This is a genomic window from Citreimonas sp., from assembly GCF_042096055.1.
GTDB lineage: Bacteria > Pseudomonadota > Alphaproteobacteria > Rhodobacterales > Rhodobacteraceae > Citreimonas.
The window spans coordinates 1-14,992 of the sequence record NZ_JBELMH010000032.1 but is presented as its reverse complement, the minus strand read 5'-3'; the positions used below and the strand labels follow the sequence as shown (position 1 = coordinate 14,992).

14 protein-coding genes and 1 pseudogene are annotated in these 14,992 nt (G+C 66.7%); 10 read left to right on the top strand and 5 right to left on the bottom strand.

Annotation, left to right across the window (positions count from 1 at the left end; all coding sequences use genetic code 11):
• Positions 1-9 precede the first annotated feature (9 nt).
• From ACFDTC_RS09130 to ACFDTC_RS09110, 5 genes are read left to right on the top strand one after another with little or no spacing between them, the layout of a single operon-like run.
• Positions 10-1,302, top strand: a complete 1,293-nt coding sequence (locus ACFDTC_RS09130) for an NAD(P)/FAD-dependent oxidoreductase (RefSeq protein WP_375258566.1) — start codon at positions 10-12, stop codon at positions 1,300-1,302.
• The gene (locus ACFDTC_RS09125; RefSeq protein WP_375258565.1) at positions 1,299-2,054 is read left to right on the top strand and encodes a DUF1365 domain-containing protein; all 756 of its coding nucleotides are present in this window, start codon (positions 1,299-1,301) and stop codon (positions 2,052-2,054) included. Before ACFDTC_RS09130 ends, ACFDTC_RS09125 begins: the two co-directional genes overlap by 4 nt.
• Positions 2,051-3,274, top strand: coding sequence for an MFS transporter (locus ACFDTC_RS09120; RefSeq protein WP_375258564.1), 1,224 nt, complete (start codon positions 2,051-2,053; stop codon positions 3,272-3,274). Before ACFDTC_RS09125 ends, ACFDTC_RS09120 begins: the two co-directional genes overlap by 4 nt.
• On the top strand, positions 3,274-3,840 hold the full coding sequence (locus ACFDTC_RS09115; protein ID WP_375258581.1) for a DUF3833 domain-containing protein: 567 nt from the start codon (positions 3,274-3,276) through the stop codon (positions 3,838-3,840). Before ACFDTC_RS09120 ends, ACFDTC_RS09115 begins: the two co-directional genes overlap by 1 nt.
• A complete protein-coding gene (locus ACFDTC_RS09110) occupies positions 3,837-4,568 on the top strand; it encodes an SDR family NAD(P)-dependent oxidoreductase (protein ID WP_375258563.1) in 732 nt (243 codons plus the stop codon). The genes ACFDTC_RS09115 and ACFDTC_RS09110 overlap by 4 nt, the downstream gene beginning before the upstream one ends.
• Here ACFDTC_RS09110 and ACFDTC_RS09105 read toward each other — a convergent pair.
• The gene (locus tag ACFDTC_RS09105; protein WP_375258562.1) at positions 4,565-5,818 is read right to left on the bottom strand and encodes a DNA polymerase IV; all 1,254 of its coding nucleotides are present in this window, start codon (positions 5,816-5,818) and stop codon (positions 4,565-4,567) included. The genes ACFDTC_RS09110 and ACFDTC_RS09105 overlap by 4 nt on opposite strands.
• 65 nt (positions 5,819-5,883) lie before the next feature.
• The gene (gene pyrF / locus ACFDTC_RS09100; protein ID WP_375258561.1) at positions 5,884-6,579 is read right to left on the bottom strand and encodes an orotidine-5'-phosphate decarboxylase; all 696 of its coding nucleotides are present in this window, start codon (positions 6,577-6,579) and stop codon (positions 5,884-5,886) included.
• A gap of 115 nt (positions 6,580-6,694) precedes the next feature.
• On the opposite strand from pyrF, the gene ACFDTC_RS09095 reads away from it, so the two are divergent.
• The 5 genes and pseudogenes from ACFDTC_RS09095 to ACFDTC_RS09075 form a co-directional block, all read left to right on the top strand.
• Positions 6,695-7,180 (top strand): hypothetical protein, encoded by a 486-nt coding sequence (locus tag ACFDTC_RS09095; protein ID WP_375258560.1) that lies wholly within the window; start codon positions 6,695-6,697, stop codon positions 7,178-7,180.
• Position 7,181: 1 nt separating this feature from the next.
• Entirely contained in the window at positions 7,182-7,517 is a 336-nt protein-coding gene (locus ACFDTC_RS09090; RefSeq protein WP_375258559.1) for a hypothetical protein, read from the top strand.
• Positions 7,518-7,661: 144 nt separating this feature from the next.
• Positions 7,662-10,277 (top strand): ATP-dependent chaperone ClpB, encoded by a 2,616-nt coding sequence (clpB, locus tag ACFDTC_RS09085; RefSeq protein ID WP_375258558.1) that lies wholly within the window; start codon positions 7,662-7,664, stop codon positions 10,275-10,277.
• 327 nt (positions 10,278-10,604) lie between these two features.
• Positions 10,605-11,882, top strand: a complete 1,278-nt coding sequence (locus ACFDTC_RS09080) for an ATP/GTP-binding protein (RefSeq protein ID WP_375258557.1) — start codon at positions 10,605-10,607, stop codon at positions 11,880-11,882.
• A gap of 119 nt (positions 11,883-12,001) precedes the next feature.
• A pseudogene (locus tag ACFDTC_RS09075) lies at positions 12,002-12,508 on the top strand (RloB family protein); the annotation flags it as partial.
• Between the two features lie 27 nt (positions 12,509-12,535).
• On the opposite strand, the gene ACFDTC_RS09070 reads toward ACFDTC_RS09075, so the two are convergent.
• The 3 genes from ACFDTC_RS09070 to ACFDTC_RS09060 all read right to left on the bottom strand — a co-directional run bounded on the left by ACFDTC_RS09070 (position 12,536) and on the right by ACFDTC_RS09060 (position 14,604).
• Positions 12,536-13,372 carry a ParB/RepB/Spo0J family partition protein gene (locus ACFDTC_RS09070; protein ID WP_375258556.1) on the bottom strand — a complete coding sequence of 279 codons (837 nt, stop codon included), beginning with the start codon at positions 13,370-13,372 and terminating at the stop codon, positions 12,536-12,538.
• Positions 13,373-13,500: 128 nt separating this feature from the next.
• Complete coding sequence (locus ACFDTC_RS09065) at positions 13,501-13,983, bottom strand: fasciclin domain-containing protein (protein WP_375258555.1); 483 nt, start codon at positions 13,981-13,983, stop codon at positions 13,501-13,503.
• A 180-nt stretch (positions 13,984-14,163) separates the two neighbouring features.
• On the bottom strand, positions 14,164-14,604 hold the full coding sequence (locus tag ACFDTC_RS09060; RefSeq protein WP_375258554.1) for a DUF302 domain-containing protein: 441 nt from the start codon (positions 14,602-14,604) through the stop codon (positions 14,164-14,166).
• Between the last annotated feature and the right edge of the window lie 388 nt (positions 14,605-14,992).

Below are 14,992 nucleotides of genomic sequence, written 5' to 3'. Positions count from 1 at the left end.
CAAAAGCCCATGCCATTTGAAGCCCGCGGCGCCGCGCCGAGACGTATCGCCGTGATCGGCGCCGGCATTTCGGGAATGGGGGCGGCGCATCTTCTGGGCGACGACCACCACGTGACGCTCTACGAGGCCGAGCCGCGGCTGGGCGGTCATGCCCGCACCCGCATCGCCGGCAAGCGCGGGGACCAGCCGGTGGATACCGGCTTCATCGTCTTCAACTATGCCAACTATCCCAACCTGACGGCGCTGTTCGACCGGCTGGACGTGCCGGTCGCGCGCTCGAACATGAGCTTTTCGGCCAGCCTGCGCGGCGGGGCGGTCGAGTACGGCCTGCATTCGCTGGCGGCGCTCTTCGCGCAGAAGCGCAACGCGGCCAACCCGCGTTTCCTGCGGATGGTGCGCGACATCCTGCACTTCAACAAGCACGCGCTGGACCGGTCGCAGGACCCGACGCTGTCGCTGGGCGATTTCCTGGACCGGATGGGCACAGGCGAGTGGTTCCGCGATTGCTACCTGCTGCCGCTGTCGGGCGCGATCTGGTCGACGCCCACCGAGAAGATCTTGGATTTTCCCGCGCATGCGCTGATCCGGTTCTTCGAGAACCACGCGCTGATGAGCACGCATGGCCAGCACCAGTGGTTCACGGTCCAGGGCGGCTCGGTCGAATACGTCCGCAGGCTCGAGGCGGCGATGCGCGCGCAGGGCGTGACGCTGCGCGCGGGCACGCCCGTCGAGGCGGTGCGCCGGCTGCCAGGCGGCGTCGAGGTGCGCGCGCGGGGCGAATGGGCGTCGTTCGACGACGTGATCTTCGCCACGCATTCCGACGACTCGCTGGCGATGCTGGCCGATCCCACGGCCGAGGAACGCGCCACCCTGGGCGCGGTTCGCTACCAGCCCAACCGCATGGTGCTGCACGCTGACGCGTCGATCATGCCCCGCCGCAAGGTGGTCTGGGCGTCGTGGAACTATACCGAGGCCGAGGCCAAGTCGATGAACCGGATCGACCTGACCTACTGGATGAACTGCCTGCAGCCGATCCCGAAGGACGACCCGATGTTCGTCACGCTGAACTCGACCCGGCCGATCCGCGAGGAGCTGATCTACGACGAGACGACGCTGCGCCACCCGGTCTACGACCTGCCCGCGCTCGAGGCACAGCGCGTGGTCGCGGCGCGCAACGGCACGCGCAACACCTGGTTCTGCGGTGCGTGGATGAAGAACGGCTTCCACGAGGACGGGCTGGCCAGCGCCGTCGACGTGGCCGAGGCGATCACCGCGCGCGGCACGGTCGAGACCGCCGCATGAGCCATGTCGACCACATCGAGGGCCACACCTATCACGGCCGCAAGGGCGCGATCGGCAACGCGTTCCGGTACTCGGTCGATTTCGTGATGCTGGACGCCGAGGCGCGTCCGCGCGCGCCATGGGCTTTTTCCCGTAACCGGGCGAACCTGCTGTCGCTGCACGATTCCGACCACGGCGGCGTTCCCGGCAAGGGCCGCGGCGCCGCGTGGGCGCGTGCGGTGCTGGAGGCGCACCAGGTGCGCGCGCCTGGGCGTCTGCTGCTGCTGGCGCAGCCGCGCACTTTGGGTCACGTGTTCAACCCGGTGGCGTTCTGGCTGGCCCATGACGCGGCCGGCGCGCTGGTGGCGGTGATCGCCGAGGTCAGTAACACCTACGGCGACCGGCATTCCTACCTGTGCCTGAAGCCCGACTGCAGCGCGATCACGCCGCAGGACACGCTGACGGCGCGCAAGATATTCCACGTCTCGCCGTTCCAGCCGGTCGAGGGCGGCTATGCCTTCCGCTTCGACATCCGCGACGACCATGTGGGCGTGCATATCGACTACAGCCGGGGCGAGGGCGGGCTGATCGCGACGCTGTGCGGGCCGCGCCGGCCGATGACGCAGGCCTCGGTCGCGCGCGCGCTGCTGCGCCGGCCGCTGGGCTCGCGCCGGGTGCTGGCGCTGATCCACTGGCAGGCGCTGAAGCTGTGGTGGAAGGGCGCGCGCTTCCGCTCGCGACCCTCACCGCCGCTGGAAGACGTGAGCCGGTGACCGAGCGCCTCGGCGCCTACGCGGTCTTCGCCGGCGTGCTGGCGGCCGCCGGGCTGCCGATCTACATCCACGCGCCGAAAGTCTACGTCGACCAGTACGGCGTCAGCCTGGCCGCGCTGGGCGGCGTGCTGTTCGCGCTGCGGCTGTTCGACGTGGTGCAGGACCCAGTGCTGGGCTGGCTGGCACAGGCGACGCGGGCGCGGCGCGGCGCGGGCGTGGCGGTGGCGGTCGCGCTGATGGCCGTGGGCATGGTGGGTCTGTTCGCCGTCGACCCGCTGCTGCCGCCGCTGTGGTGGTTCGCGGGCACGCTGACGCTGGTCTTCTCGTGCTTCAGCTTCCTGACGATCGCGTTCTATTCCACTGGCGTGGCCAAGGCCGACGCGATGGCCGGGCAGGGACACCTGCGGCTGGCCCGCTGGCGCGAGACGGGCGCGCTGCTGGGCGTGTGCCTCGCCGCGCTGTTGCCCAGCGTGCTCGAGCCTTTGGGCGTGCCGCCCTTCGCGGGGTTCGCCGCGGCCTTCGCGGTAATCTGCGTCCTGGCCGCGCTGGTCATGGCGCCCGAATGGGGCCATAGCGCCGCGCTGCCCGGCACCGGCTTCGCGCTGGTCCTGCGCGACGGCGTCGCGCTGCGGCTGCTGCTGGTGGCGCTGGTCAACGCGGCCCCCGTGGCGGTGTCCTCGACGCTGTTCCTGTTCTTCGTGGAAAGCCGCCTGCAGGCACCCGGTTGGGAAGGCCCGCTGCTGCTGGTGTTCTTCCTGTCGGCCGCCGCGGCCGCGCCGGGCTGGGGCATCGCGGCCGAGCGGTTCGGCGCCAAGCGCGTGCTGCTGGCGGCGATGGTGCTGTCGATCGGCGCGTTCGGCTTCGCGCTGACGCTGGGCGCGGGCGACGTGTGGCTGTTCGCGGCGATCTGCCTTGCCTCGGGCGCGACGGTGGGCGCGGACCTCACGCTGCTGCCGGCGCTGTTCGCGGCACGGATGGCGCGGATCTCGCCGGCGGGGGCCGAGGGCTTCGCGCTGTGGTCCTTCGCGTCTAAGTTCACGTTGGCGTTCGCGGCGATCGCGCTACTTCCCGTGTTGGAGTGGCAGGGATTCCGGTCCGGGGAAGACAACGGCGAGGCGGCGTTGCGGACGCTCAGCCTGCTGTATGCCGGGGTGCCCTGTCTGCTGAAGCTGGTGGCGATCGGCCTGCTGGTCGCGACGCCGATCAAGGGGAACGCATGATGGACATGCTGTACGCCGTCGTGGCCGGGGCCGCGGTGATCCTGGCGCTTTCTTACCTGCGCGGCCGCTGGTTCGGCTTCACCGCGCAGGCGCCGTCGGACTATTGCGGCGCTCCGGGCGAGGTGCTGGACCTGCGCAAGCATCTCAACGGGCCGATCCAGTGCGACGGCGTGATCTACGGCCCCACCGGGCGCGTCACCTCACGCTTCACGGCCGAGTTCGACGCCACCTGGGACGGCAACCGCGGTCGCATGACCGAGGATTTCACCTATGACAGCGGCGCCACGCAGCGGCGCGAATGGCACCTGACGCTGGGCAACGACGGCCGGGTGGTGGCAACCGCGCCCGACGTGGTGGGCGAGGGGCTGGGGCAACTGGGCGGGCCGGCGCTGCAGCTACGCTATCGCATCCGCCTGCCCGAGGATTCCGGCGGCCACGTGCTAGACACGGTCGACTGGATGTACCTGGCCCCGAACGGGACGATCGTGAACCGATCGCAGTTTCGCAAGTTTGGTATTAAGGTGGCCGAACTGGTGGCCACGATGCGACGCAAGGAGGCCGCGTGAGAGACTGGATCGGAAAACGCTACTGGCTGGTCGGCGCCTCGGAAGGCTTGGGCGAGGCGCTGGCCCACAGGCTGAGCCGAGCCGGGGCCGAGCTGGTGCTGACAGCGCGGTCGCGCGAGAAGCTCGACAACCTGGCCGACGACCTGCCCGGCCGCGCCGTGGTCGAACCGGGCGACGTGACCGACGCCGAGGGCCTGCAGGCGATCTTCGACCGGCACGAGATCGACGGCGTGGTGCAGATGGCGGGCGTCTACTGGCCCTTCGGCGCCAAGGACTGGGACGCCGAGAAGGCCACCATGATGGCCGACGTGAACTTCACCGGGGCGATGCGGCTGATGGGCGTGGTGCTGCCGCGCTTCGTCGAGCGGGACGCGGGCCACATCGTGCTGACGGGCTCTCTGTCGGGTTTTCGCGGGCTGCCGGGCTCTGCGCCCTACGTGGCGTCGAAGGCGGGGGTGATGGCGCTGGCGGAGTCGCTGCATGCCGACCTGCGGCGCACCGGCGTGGACGTGCAACTGGTCAATCCGGGCTTCGTCCGCACGCGCCTGACCGACAAGAACGACTTCAAGATGCCGTTCATCATGGAGCCTGCCGATGCCGCGCGGCGCGTGTTCGAGCACATGAACGGCGACAGCTTCAAAAAGTCCTTCCCGACCGGGTTCAGCTACGTCTTCCGCGGGGGGCAGTTCCTGCCCGACGGCATCTACTACCGCATCTTCGGCGCCTAGCGCAGCGCGCGGCCCTTGACGATCGCGTCGCTGCCGAAGCGCGCGCGGATGGCGTCGGTGGCACGCTCGGCGCGCGCCCGCGCCTCGGCCTGCGGGTCGAGCAGGTCGCCGCCGCGATCGGCCAGCGTCTCGGGCACCAGGTCGGAAATGCCAGTGCCCAGCAGGCGGTACGAGCCGCCCTTCGGCAATTGGTCGAAGAGCGCGCGGGCGGTGCGATAGATTCGGTCGGCCATCTGCGTCGCATCGCTGAGCGACGTGCGCCGGGTGATCAACGTGAAATCGGCGCGCTTGAGCTTCAGTACCACGACGCGGCCGGCGAGCCCCTTAGCCTTGGCGCGGTCGGCGACCTTTTCGGCCATGCGCCACAGGTGGCCGTCGAGGATGTCCGGATCGGCGGTGTTCTCGTCGAAGGTGGTCTCGTTCGAGATCGACTTCATCGGCGCGTTGCGGGTGACGCGGCGGTGATCCTCTCCGCGCGCCAGGTGCCACAACCGGTCGCCCATCGAGCCGAAGCGCTGCGCCAGGTCGCGCCGGTCCCAGCGGCGCAGGTCGTCGAAGGTGCGGATGCCCGCGGAATCGAGCGAGGCCTGTCCGGCCGCCCCCACGCCCCAGATCATGCGCACCGGCTTCGGCCCGAGGAAATCCATCGTCTCGGCCCGCCCGATCACCGCGAAGCCGTGCGGCTTGTCGAGATCGCTGGCGATCTTTGCCAGGAACTTGTTGTGCGCCAGCCCGATCGAGCCGGTCACACCCAGCTCGTCCTGCATGCGCTTGACCAGCCGCGCGAGCATCACCGCCGGGGGCGCGCCGTGCAGGCGTGCGGTGCCGGTGAGGTCCAGGAACGCCTCGTCCAGCGACAGCGGCTCGATCGCGGGGGTCAGGTCCTCCATCATCGCGCGGATCGCGCGGCTGACCTCGGCGTAGACGGACATGCGCGGCTTGACGATCACCGCATCGGGGCACAGCTGCAGCGCCTTGAACATCGGCATGGCCGAGCGCACGCCGCGGATGCGGGCGATGTAGCACGCGGTCGAGACCACGCCTCGCCGGCCGCCGCCGATGATGACGGGCTTGTCGGCGAGGTCGGGGTTATCGCGCTTCTCGACGCTGGCGTAGAAGGCGTCGCAATCCATGTGCGCGATCGACAGATCCCACAACTCGGGATGCGAGACGATGCGCGGCCGGCCGCAGGCGGGGCAGCGGCGGCCGGAGTCGAACCGGGTCAGGCAATCGCGGCAGAGGGCGGGCATGGGGCGATCCGTGAAGGGATGCGCCCAATATAAGGCCGCCGGGCGCGCGGCGCCACGGTCGCGTGTCAGGCGCCGCGCATCTCGTCGAGGATGGCCAGCGCGGCGGCGCGCGGGTCGGGCGCGCGGTGGATCGGGCGGCCGACGACGACGTGGTCCGCGCCGGCGCCGATGGCGCTGGCGGGCGTGGCGATCCGCTTCTGGTCGTCGCTGGCGCTGCCGGCGGGGCGCACGCCGGGCGTGACGATCAGGCGGCCCGCGGCCTCGGGCAGGGCGCGGATCATCGCCGCCTCGGCGGGCGAGGCGATGACGCCGTCGGCGCCGGCCTCGAAGGCGCGGCCCGCGCGGGTGGCCACGAGGTCGGGGATCGCGCCGCCTTCGATCATCGCCGCGTCGAGATCGTCGCGGTCGAGCGAGGTCAGGATCGTCACGGCGAGGATCTTCATCCCAGATCCGGCGGCCCCCTCGCACGCGGCGCGGACCACGTGCGGGTCGCCGTGAACGGTCAGGAAATCCAGCTCGAACTGCGCGAGGCCGCGTACGGCGGATTCCACCGTGGCGCCGATATCGAACAGCTTCATGTCGAGGAAGATGCGTTTGCCGTGCTCGGTCTTCAGCTCGTTTGCCAGCGCCAACCCCCCGCCCGTGAGCATGCCGAGGCCGATCTTGTAGAACGACACGGCGTCGCCCAGCCGTTGTGCCAGGTCCAGGCCCTGCACGGCGTTGGCGACGTCCAGCGCGACGATCAGGCGGTCATCGGTCATGGCGGGCTCCTTCGGCTGGGGCCGTCTTATCGGCCTGTCGCGCGGCGTCAAGCGATGGCCGGTTTGGAACTGTGCCGCGCGGCGTCGGTTGACCGGGCAAGAGAAGGAGAAACCCATGACAAGACGCATCAAGGGCTGGGGCGGCGCGGCGGTCCTGGTCGTGCTCGTCGCACTGGGGCTGGTCTGGGCGCTGTGGCTGCCCGACGCCGAAACCGACGTCTACGCCGACGACCTGCCGCGGCAGAACCGCACCGGCGAAGGCAGCAACGTCGACGGCGTCGCCGGCCAGAAGGTCGGGTCCGAGTCCGTTCTGCTGCCTGAAGAGACCGGCGTGATCGTCGAAGGCTCGACCGACGCGAACGACGTGACGACGATCGCGGACCCCGACGCGGAAGTCCTGGAAGAGGGCGGCAGCAGGCTGGAGCCGGACGACGTGATCTCGCCGGAGACCGGCGAGGTGCAGAACGACACCGGCATGGTCATGGTCGATCCCGACACCGGAATCGAAGGCGACCCCGACGACCCGGATGCCGAGACCGACCGCACCGACGCCCCGGACACGGAAGCCGACGGCTCCGACGACACAAGGGAGACGAACTGACATGGCCGATCGCAAATTTCCGAGGTGGCTGTTCGCGGCGATCCCGCTGGGCTTCGTGGCACTGGTGGCGATCATGCTTCTGGTGGGCGAGCGCAGCGGCGGACCGGTCAGCAACCCCTACGAGGGCGAAGACGCGCTGGAGACCAGCCAGTCGCCCGAACTCGATACCGACGTCGTAACCGACCCCGCCGGCGAGGAAGAGCCCTATGCGCCGACGCCGTCGGGTCCGGAATACGAGGACAACGACACGATCATCGACGAGAACGAGGTCGAGGCCGGCACCCCCGCGACCGAGGAAAGCGACGCGGCGGACGACGAGACGCCGGCGGGGAACTAGCCCCTCCCATAGTGGCAAAATTGCAACGGCCGGGCCTTGCAAAGGGTCCGGCCGATCTCCATTTTCAATCCCGAGGCCCCAAGACGCGACGCGCTGCCTGGCAGGCGTCCTTGGGACGGGGTGCTTGAAAAAAGGAGAAATACCATGAACTTGGAGAAGTTCACGGAGCGCGCGCGCGGCTTCGTCCAGGCCGCGCAGACGATCGCGCTGAGGGAAAGCCACCAGAAGCTGGCTCCCGAACACCTGCTGAAGGCGCTGATGGATGACGACCAGGGCATGGCGTCGAACCTGATCAAGCGATCGGGCGGCGCGCCCGAGCGCGTCGTGCAGGCGCTGGACGGCAAGCTGGCGAAGATTCCGAAGGTGTCCGGCGATTCCGGGCAGGTCTACCTCGATTCCACCACCGCCAAGGTGCTGGACGAGGCCGAGACGTTGGCCAAGAAGGCCGGGGACAGCTTCGTGCCGGTCGAGCGGATCCTGATGGCGCTGGCGATGGTCAAGAGCCCCGCCAAGGAGGCGCTGGACGCCGGTGCGGTGACGGCACAGGCGCTGAACGCTGCCGTCAACGACGTCCGCAAGGGACGCACCGCCGATACCGCGAACGCCGAGGAAGGCTATGAGGCGCTGAAGAAGTTCAGCATCGACCTGACCGAGCGCGCCCGCGAGGGCAAGATTGACCCGATCATCGGCCGCGACGAGGAAATCCGCCGCGCGATGCAGGTGCTGTCGCGCCGGACCAAGAACAACCCCGTGCTGATCGGCGAGCCCGGCGTCGGCAAGACCGCCATCGCCGAGGGTCTCGCCCTGCGCATCGTCGACGGCGACGTGCCCGAAAGCCTGCGCAACAAGCGGCTGCTGTCGCTGGACATGGGCTCGCTCATCGCCGGCGCGAAGTATCGCGGCGAGTTCGAGGAGCGGCTGAAGTCGATCCTGAAGGAGATCGAGGCCGCCGCGGGCGAGGTCATCCTGTTCATCGACGAGATGCACACGCTTGTCGGCGCCGGCAAGGCCGACGGCGCGATGGACGCGTCCAACCTGCTGAAGCCCGCGCTTGCGCGCGGCGAGCTGCACTGCGTCGGCGCGACCACGCTCGACGAGTACCGCAAGCATGTGGAAAAGGACGCCGCCCTGGCCCGTCGGTTCCAGCCGCTGATGGTCGAGGAGCCGACGGTCGAGGACACGATCAGCATCCTGCGCGGCATCAAGGAGAAGTACGAGCTGCACCACGGCGTCCGGATTTCTGACTCGGCGCTGGTGGCGGCGGCGACGCTGTCGCACCGCTACATCACCGACCGCTTCCTGCCCGACAAGGCCATCGACCTGATGGACGAGGCCGCGTCGCGCCTGCGGATGGAGGTGGACTCGAAGCCCGAGGAACTGGACGCGCTGGACCGGCAGATCCTGCAGATGCAGATCGAGCAGGAAGCCCTGCGCAAGGAGGACGATTCCGCGTCGAAGGACCGGCTCGAGAAACTCGAGCGCGAACTGGCCGACCTGCAGGAAGAGGCGTCGCAGCTGACCGCCAAGTGGCAGGCCGAGCGTGACAAGCTGGCCGGGGCGCGCGCGCTCAAGGAGCAGCTGGACAAGGCGCGCGCCGAGCTCGACATCACCAAGCGCGAGGGCAACCTGGCCCGCGCGGGCGAGCTGTCCTACGGCATCATCCCGCAGCTGGAAAAGCAGCTGGCCGAGGCCGAGGGCAACGAGGGCGAGCAGATGGTCGAGGAGGCCGTCCGTCCCGAGCAGATCGCCGCGGTGGTCGAGCGCTGGACCGGCATCCCCACGTCCAAGATGCTGGAGGGCGAGCGGGAGAAGCTGCTGGGCATGGAGGACAACCTGCATCGCCGGGTGGTCGGACAGGACCAGGCGGTCAAGGCCGTGGCCAATGCCGTGCGCCGGGCGCGCGCCGGGCTCAACGACGAGAACCGGCCGCTGGGCAGCTTCCTGTTCCTCGGGCCCACGGGCGTCGGCAAGACCGAGCTGACCAAGGCTGTGGCCGAGTTCCTGTTCGACGACGACAGCGCGATGGTCCGCATCGACATGTCCGAGTTCATGGAGAAGCACTCGGTCGCGCGGCTGATCGGCGCGCCTCCGGGCTACGTGGGCTACGACGAGGGCGGCGTGCTGACCGAGGCGGTGCGGCGCCGGCCCTACCAGGTGGTGCTGTTCGACGAGGTCGAGAAGGCGCACCCGGACGTGTTCAACGTGCTGCTCCAGGTTCTCGACGACGGCGTGCTGACCGACGGGCAGGGCCGCACGGTCGACTTCAAGCAGACGCTGATCGTGCTGACCTCGAACCTCGGCAGCCATGCGCTGAGCCAGCTGCCCGAGGGGTCGGACGCTGGCCATGCCAAGCGCGACGTGATGGACGCGGTGCGGGCGCATTTCCGCCCCGAGTTCCTCAACCGGCTGGACGAGACGATCATCTTCGACCGGCTGCGGCGCGGCGACATGGCGGGCATCGTGGACATCCAGCTGGCCCGGCTGCTCAAGCGGCTGGCGGCGCGGAAGATCACGCTCGAACTCGACGAGGAGGCCCGCAAGTGGCTGGCCGACGAGGGCTACGACCCGGTCTTCGGGGCGCGGCCGCTCAAGCGGGTGATCCAGCGCGCGCTGCAGGACCCGCTGGCCGAGATGCTGCTGTCGGGCGACGTGGCCGACGGCGACACGATCACGGTCCATGCGGGGGCCGACGGGCTGATCATCGGGGACCGCGTGGCCTCGACCAACCGGCCCCGGCCCGACGACGCGGTCGTCCATTAAGGAGGGCGGCGCGGTGGTCCACCGAGGCTGGCCGGGCGGCCCTTCGGGGCCGTCGGGCGGCCTCGCGAGACCGGGAGAAAGGCGGGGGAGACCCCGCCTTTTTTCATGCCCACGAGGGGTGTCCCACGATGGGACATGCAGGCGGGTATGGAATTTCAATGGGTTACAGAGACGGATTCAGGGTTTGTTAGGGTTCGTGCCAGCGAGGCGATGTCCAACCGGTTTGACACCACGAACTATACGGCGTACTTGTTTAAACGAAGAATTCGCACTTTTTTTGCGAATATGACGGCGTGCCGTGCTTAGGGGCGCAGCTGAGGGGAAAACATGCTTCTGGATTTCCGGGTAAGAAACTACAAGTCAATCGACGAAGAGCAAACGCTCTCGATGGTGGGTACCTCGCTTAAGGGTCCTCACGCCGCTATACATGCAGACTATCCCGGAGGCGGTGCTGGCGTTTTGCCGTGCGCAGTTATTTATGGGGCTAACGCATCTGGAAAGAGTAATTTGCTAGAGGCGCTGGTGAGGATGTCTGGGTTGGTGGAACTATCCCACTACGATTCTCGCCACGCAAAAACACTTAAAGCGAACCCTTTCAGGCTCGGTGAGAAGAGCACAAGCGAGCCAACCCTGCTTGAGGTGTCCTTCCTGTCATCGGGCACGCGATATGATTACGGATTCGAATACACGGAAGATAAAATATGCAGTGAGTGGCTCTACAATTTTCCAGAGGGTCGGCGGCGAAAGCTGTTTGAACGGCAGGAGTTGAGCGTTAGCTTCGGTGGTGCGCTAAAAGGAGAGAAGAAGCTTCTACAATCGCTCCTTAAGGAGCGCACACTTTTCGTTTCTCTTTCAGAGATGGTCGAGCAAGAGGATCTTGCTAAAGTCGTTGAATTCTTCCAGAATATCTTTGCTTCAAATCACATATTTGTTCAGGCCGCCTCGTTGGGCCGGCACTTTTCTGAAAGAGAGATCGACAAGAGAGCGATACTGTTTTTAGAGAAGCTGGGCACGGGCGTATGCGATTACAAGTTCGAAGTTTCCGACTTGACGCTGGAGCAGAGAAAGCTTGGAACAGAATTGATGAGGCTTATTGCCTCCTACAGAGAGGAGGAGCTAAGCGAAGAAGACCTTGAGTTTGACAAAGAGCAATATGAGGTCAAGCTTGGGCATAGGGCGCTTGGTGAGGATCTGGTATACTTTGGAGTTGATGCGGAGAGTGCAGGTACCCGGCGCCTTCTATTGTTGATGGGGCGAATTTTCCAAGTTTTGGATCGTGGTGGAATAGCAGTTATCGATGAAATTGATGCTAGCCTACATACATTTGCGGTGGAGGCTATAATCCGACTGTTTGCTGACGGTGATGTTAACAAGCATGGTGCTCAGTTAATTGCTACTACGCATGATACAAATCTCCTTAATCCGGATTTTCTGCGGAGGGACGAGATCTGGTTTGTCGAAAAATCCCCGGGTGGGCAATCGGAGTATTTTTCCCTTGCTGAAATTAAAAGAAGAAAGAGCGAGGTTTTTGAACGCTCATACCTTCAAGGGAGATATGGAGCTGTGCCATCGACTTTTAGTGCAAAAGAATTTCAGATTGTTTGAGGTTAGTGGTGGCTCGGAGGAGAAAAAATCTAAGGCGGTCGGTTGCAACGAAGCCGCAGAAGGTAAAATTCTATATTTATTCTGAAGGGAAAAATACTGAACCTTAGTATCTCAGGGCGTGCGAGCGGCAGTTTCGATCTGCGCTAGTTGAGTTGGTCTACGATGGCGGCGCCGGCGTTCCGATCTCCTTATTCCGCTCAGCTCTGGATAAGCAGAGGAGTATATCAACCCGAGCATACAAGCGGGAAAATGGCGTTCGCGATCAAGTTTGGATTGTGTTCGATGAGGATGAACATGACAAAATCTCCGAAGTTATAGAGCGCTCTAAAACGTATGGGATTGGTGTTGCTTACTCTAATCCCTGCTTCGAGCTTTGGTTGATACTACATCGCAGGGACTTCGATAGCGATTGCTCTCGCTACGAGATTCAGAAGACGTGTGAGGGTACCTGCGAGGGGTATTCCGCTAACGGCGGGAAAGTTCCTGACGTAGGAAAACTCATGCCCTATATTGAGCAAGCTGAGGAGCGTGCAGCCGCGATGGTCAAGAGACGTAAGGCTGACGGCGGTGCCGCACCATTGACAACGGTTTTTGAACTAACTCGCGCGATGCGATCAATCGAATAGGTACCGGTCGTCTAGCTAGTCGCCCCCTCACCCCTTCTGAAACATCCGCTCCACGTACTCCATCACGTCGTCCATCAGGCCCGGGGTCTTCGCCTCGGGGCCGGTGAAGCGGAGGATCCAGCCGTTGCGGGTCAGTTCGCGGCGGATGGTGAGACCCTGGCGCAGGGCGACCGAGCGGCGGGGCGCGCTGCGTGTGCCGGGCGGGGTGGCGGCGCCCTCGGGCGAGAGGGCCTCGGTCAGCACCGGCTCGATCGCGGCCCACTGGCTTTCGAGGCTGTGGGTGCGCGCGGGCGGCAGGGCCTGGAGGATCAGCTCCTCCCACCCGGCGCGCAGGGCGGCGGCGAGGCGGTCTAGGCGGGCGGTGCTCAGCCGGTCTGGCGTGGCGAAGCAGCCGTCGAAGCACTGCACCACGGCCGTCAGCCCGCGCAGGCGCGAGCGTTTCTGCCGCGAGAGCGCGGGAAACAGCGCGTCGATGGCGGCGTCCTGGTTGGGATAGAGGCCGGCCGACAGGCAGCGCAGCACCAGCAGCCCCTTGTCCCAGGGCGAGACGGGCGCGCGGATCTCGTTCTCGGTCACCATGGCGGTCAGGGCCTCGGCGATCGAGGCGGGTTGGCGGATGAAGGCGGGGGCGGTGTCGTGCCCCAGCGCGCGCAGGGCGTCGAGGCGCCGAAAGCCCGAGATCAGCGCGTAGCCGTCGGGTTCGATCGGGAAGACCTCGATCGGCTGGCGCAGGCCCGACACGGCGATCGAGGCGCGCAGCTCGGAATCGGCCTCGGCCTCGGCGTCGGGCGCGCCGCGGTCGCGGGGCAGGGCGGCGGCGTCGATCTCGGCCAGGGGGATGTGGTGGATGGTGTCTGCGGTCATGGGGCTCTCCGGTGGCGGGACGCCATCCTATGAGCCCGTGACGGGGCCCGTTGCGCGAACGGGCGGGGATGCGGGCGGCACGGGGCCGCCCGCGGCAACGGGCGGCGCGCGGCCGCCCGAAGGAGGATTTACATGCCCGGCATCAGGACCGAGTCGATGACGTGGATGACGCCGTTCGACGCCTCGATGTCGGCGGTGGTGACGGTCGCGTCGTTGACCATGACGCCGCCCTCGGTCGAGATCGTGACCTCGGAGCCCTCGACGGTCTCGGCGGTCATGCCGTCGCTGAGGTCGCCCGACATGACGGCGCCCGGCACCACGTGGTAGGTGAGGATCGAGACCAGCTGGTCGCGGTTCTCTTCCAGCAGCAGGTCGTCGACGGTGCCCTCGGGCAGCGCGGCGAAGGCTTCGTCGGTGGGGGCGAAGACGGTGAACGGACCCTCGCCCTTGAGCGTGTCGACGAGACCCGCGGCTTCGACGGCGGCCACGAGCGTGGTGAAGTTGCCGGCCTCGACCGCGGTGTCGACGATGTCCATCGTGTGGCTGCCGGCGAAGGCGGGCGTGGCCATCGACGCGGCGGCGGTCAGGGCGATAAAGCTTCTGCGGAACATGAAGTATCCTCCAGTAATCGTGTTGCGATGCCGTGTGACATCGTGCGGACTACGGGGAAGGAAAGCGGGCGGATCACGGGCCTCGGCGGCGATCCGCGCTTGACGGAAGCGGGGCGGCCCCTAAGCCGCGGGGCGAGCCGGCTTCCAGTTAACTCTTCGTGAATGCGCGTGACCGATCCGTCAGTCGGACAGGCCGATCGCCGCGCGCGCGATGCCGTCGAGCAGCGACTCGACCTCTTTCATCGGGCCGTCGGGAAAGCCGCGGAAGCCGATGGTTGTGGTGTCGGGCGTGTCGGGGCGGACCATGACGAAGATGTCGTAGGGACAGAAGGCGATGTTCATGGGGTCGGCCTCCATCACCTTGCGCGACAGCGAGGCGGAACAGAAGCTGTAGACGTCCGCCGCCTCGAACAGCACCACGTCCGAGCCGGTCGCCTCGCGCGTGCGCTCGAGCATCTCCCCGGTATGCGAGACGCTGTCGATCACCAGGCCTTGGTCGAGGATCGCGGATTCGAGGCCGAACACCACGTCGTCGAAGCTCTGGTCGGTGTCGTAGGTGATGGTGTCCTGCGCGACCGCGGGCGCGGCGAGCAGGAGAAGGGCGGGAAGGATGCGGATCATGGGGGCCTCCTGTGGATGCGCGACAATCGTAACGCGCGCCCGCGTGGAAGGACAGCGCAGCCTGTCGTGAGGGCGCGAGTCGGGAACGGCGGTGGCGATTCAGTCCGGACTCCCGCTATGGGCGAAAGGCGGGGCGCCTGATTTCGGTGCGCGTGCATTGATGCTGTGGAGGCCGACGCGTTGCTTGCGCCGAAGGGTCTGTTGACGCCGGGAGAGGTGTGCGGCGAAGGCAAGAAACTTGCGCGCGACGCCGGGGCCAGCCTTCCAAATCTTGCGTCACGTCGCTGAAAACGCTGAAAAATCCGGTTCAGGAAGAAAAGTTCCGGCTTCCCCCAAAAAACTGCTTGCAGGTTTTGGTGGTGATCCGTAGATAGCCCCTCACCGGCGG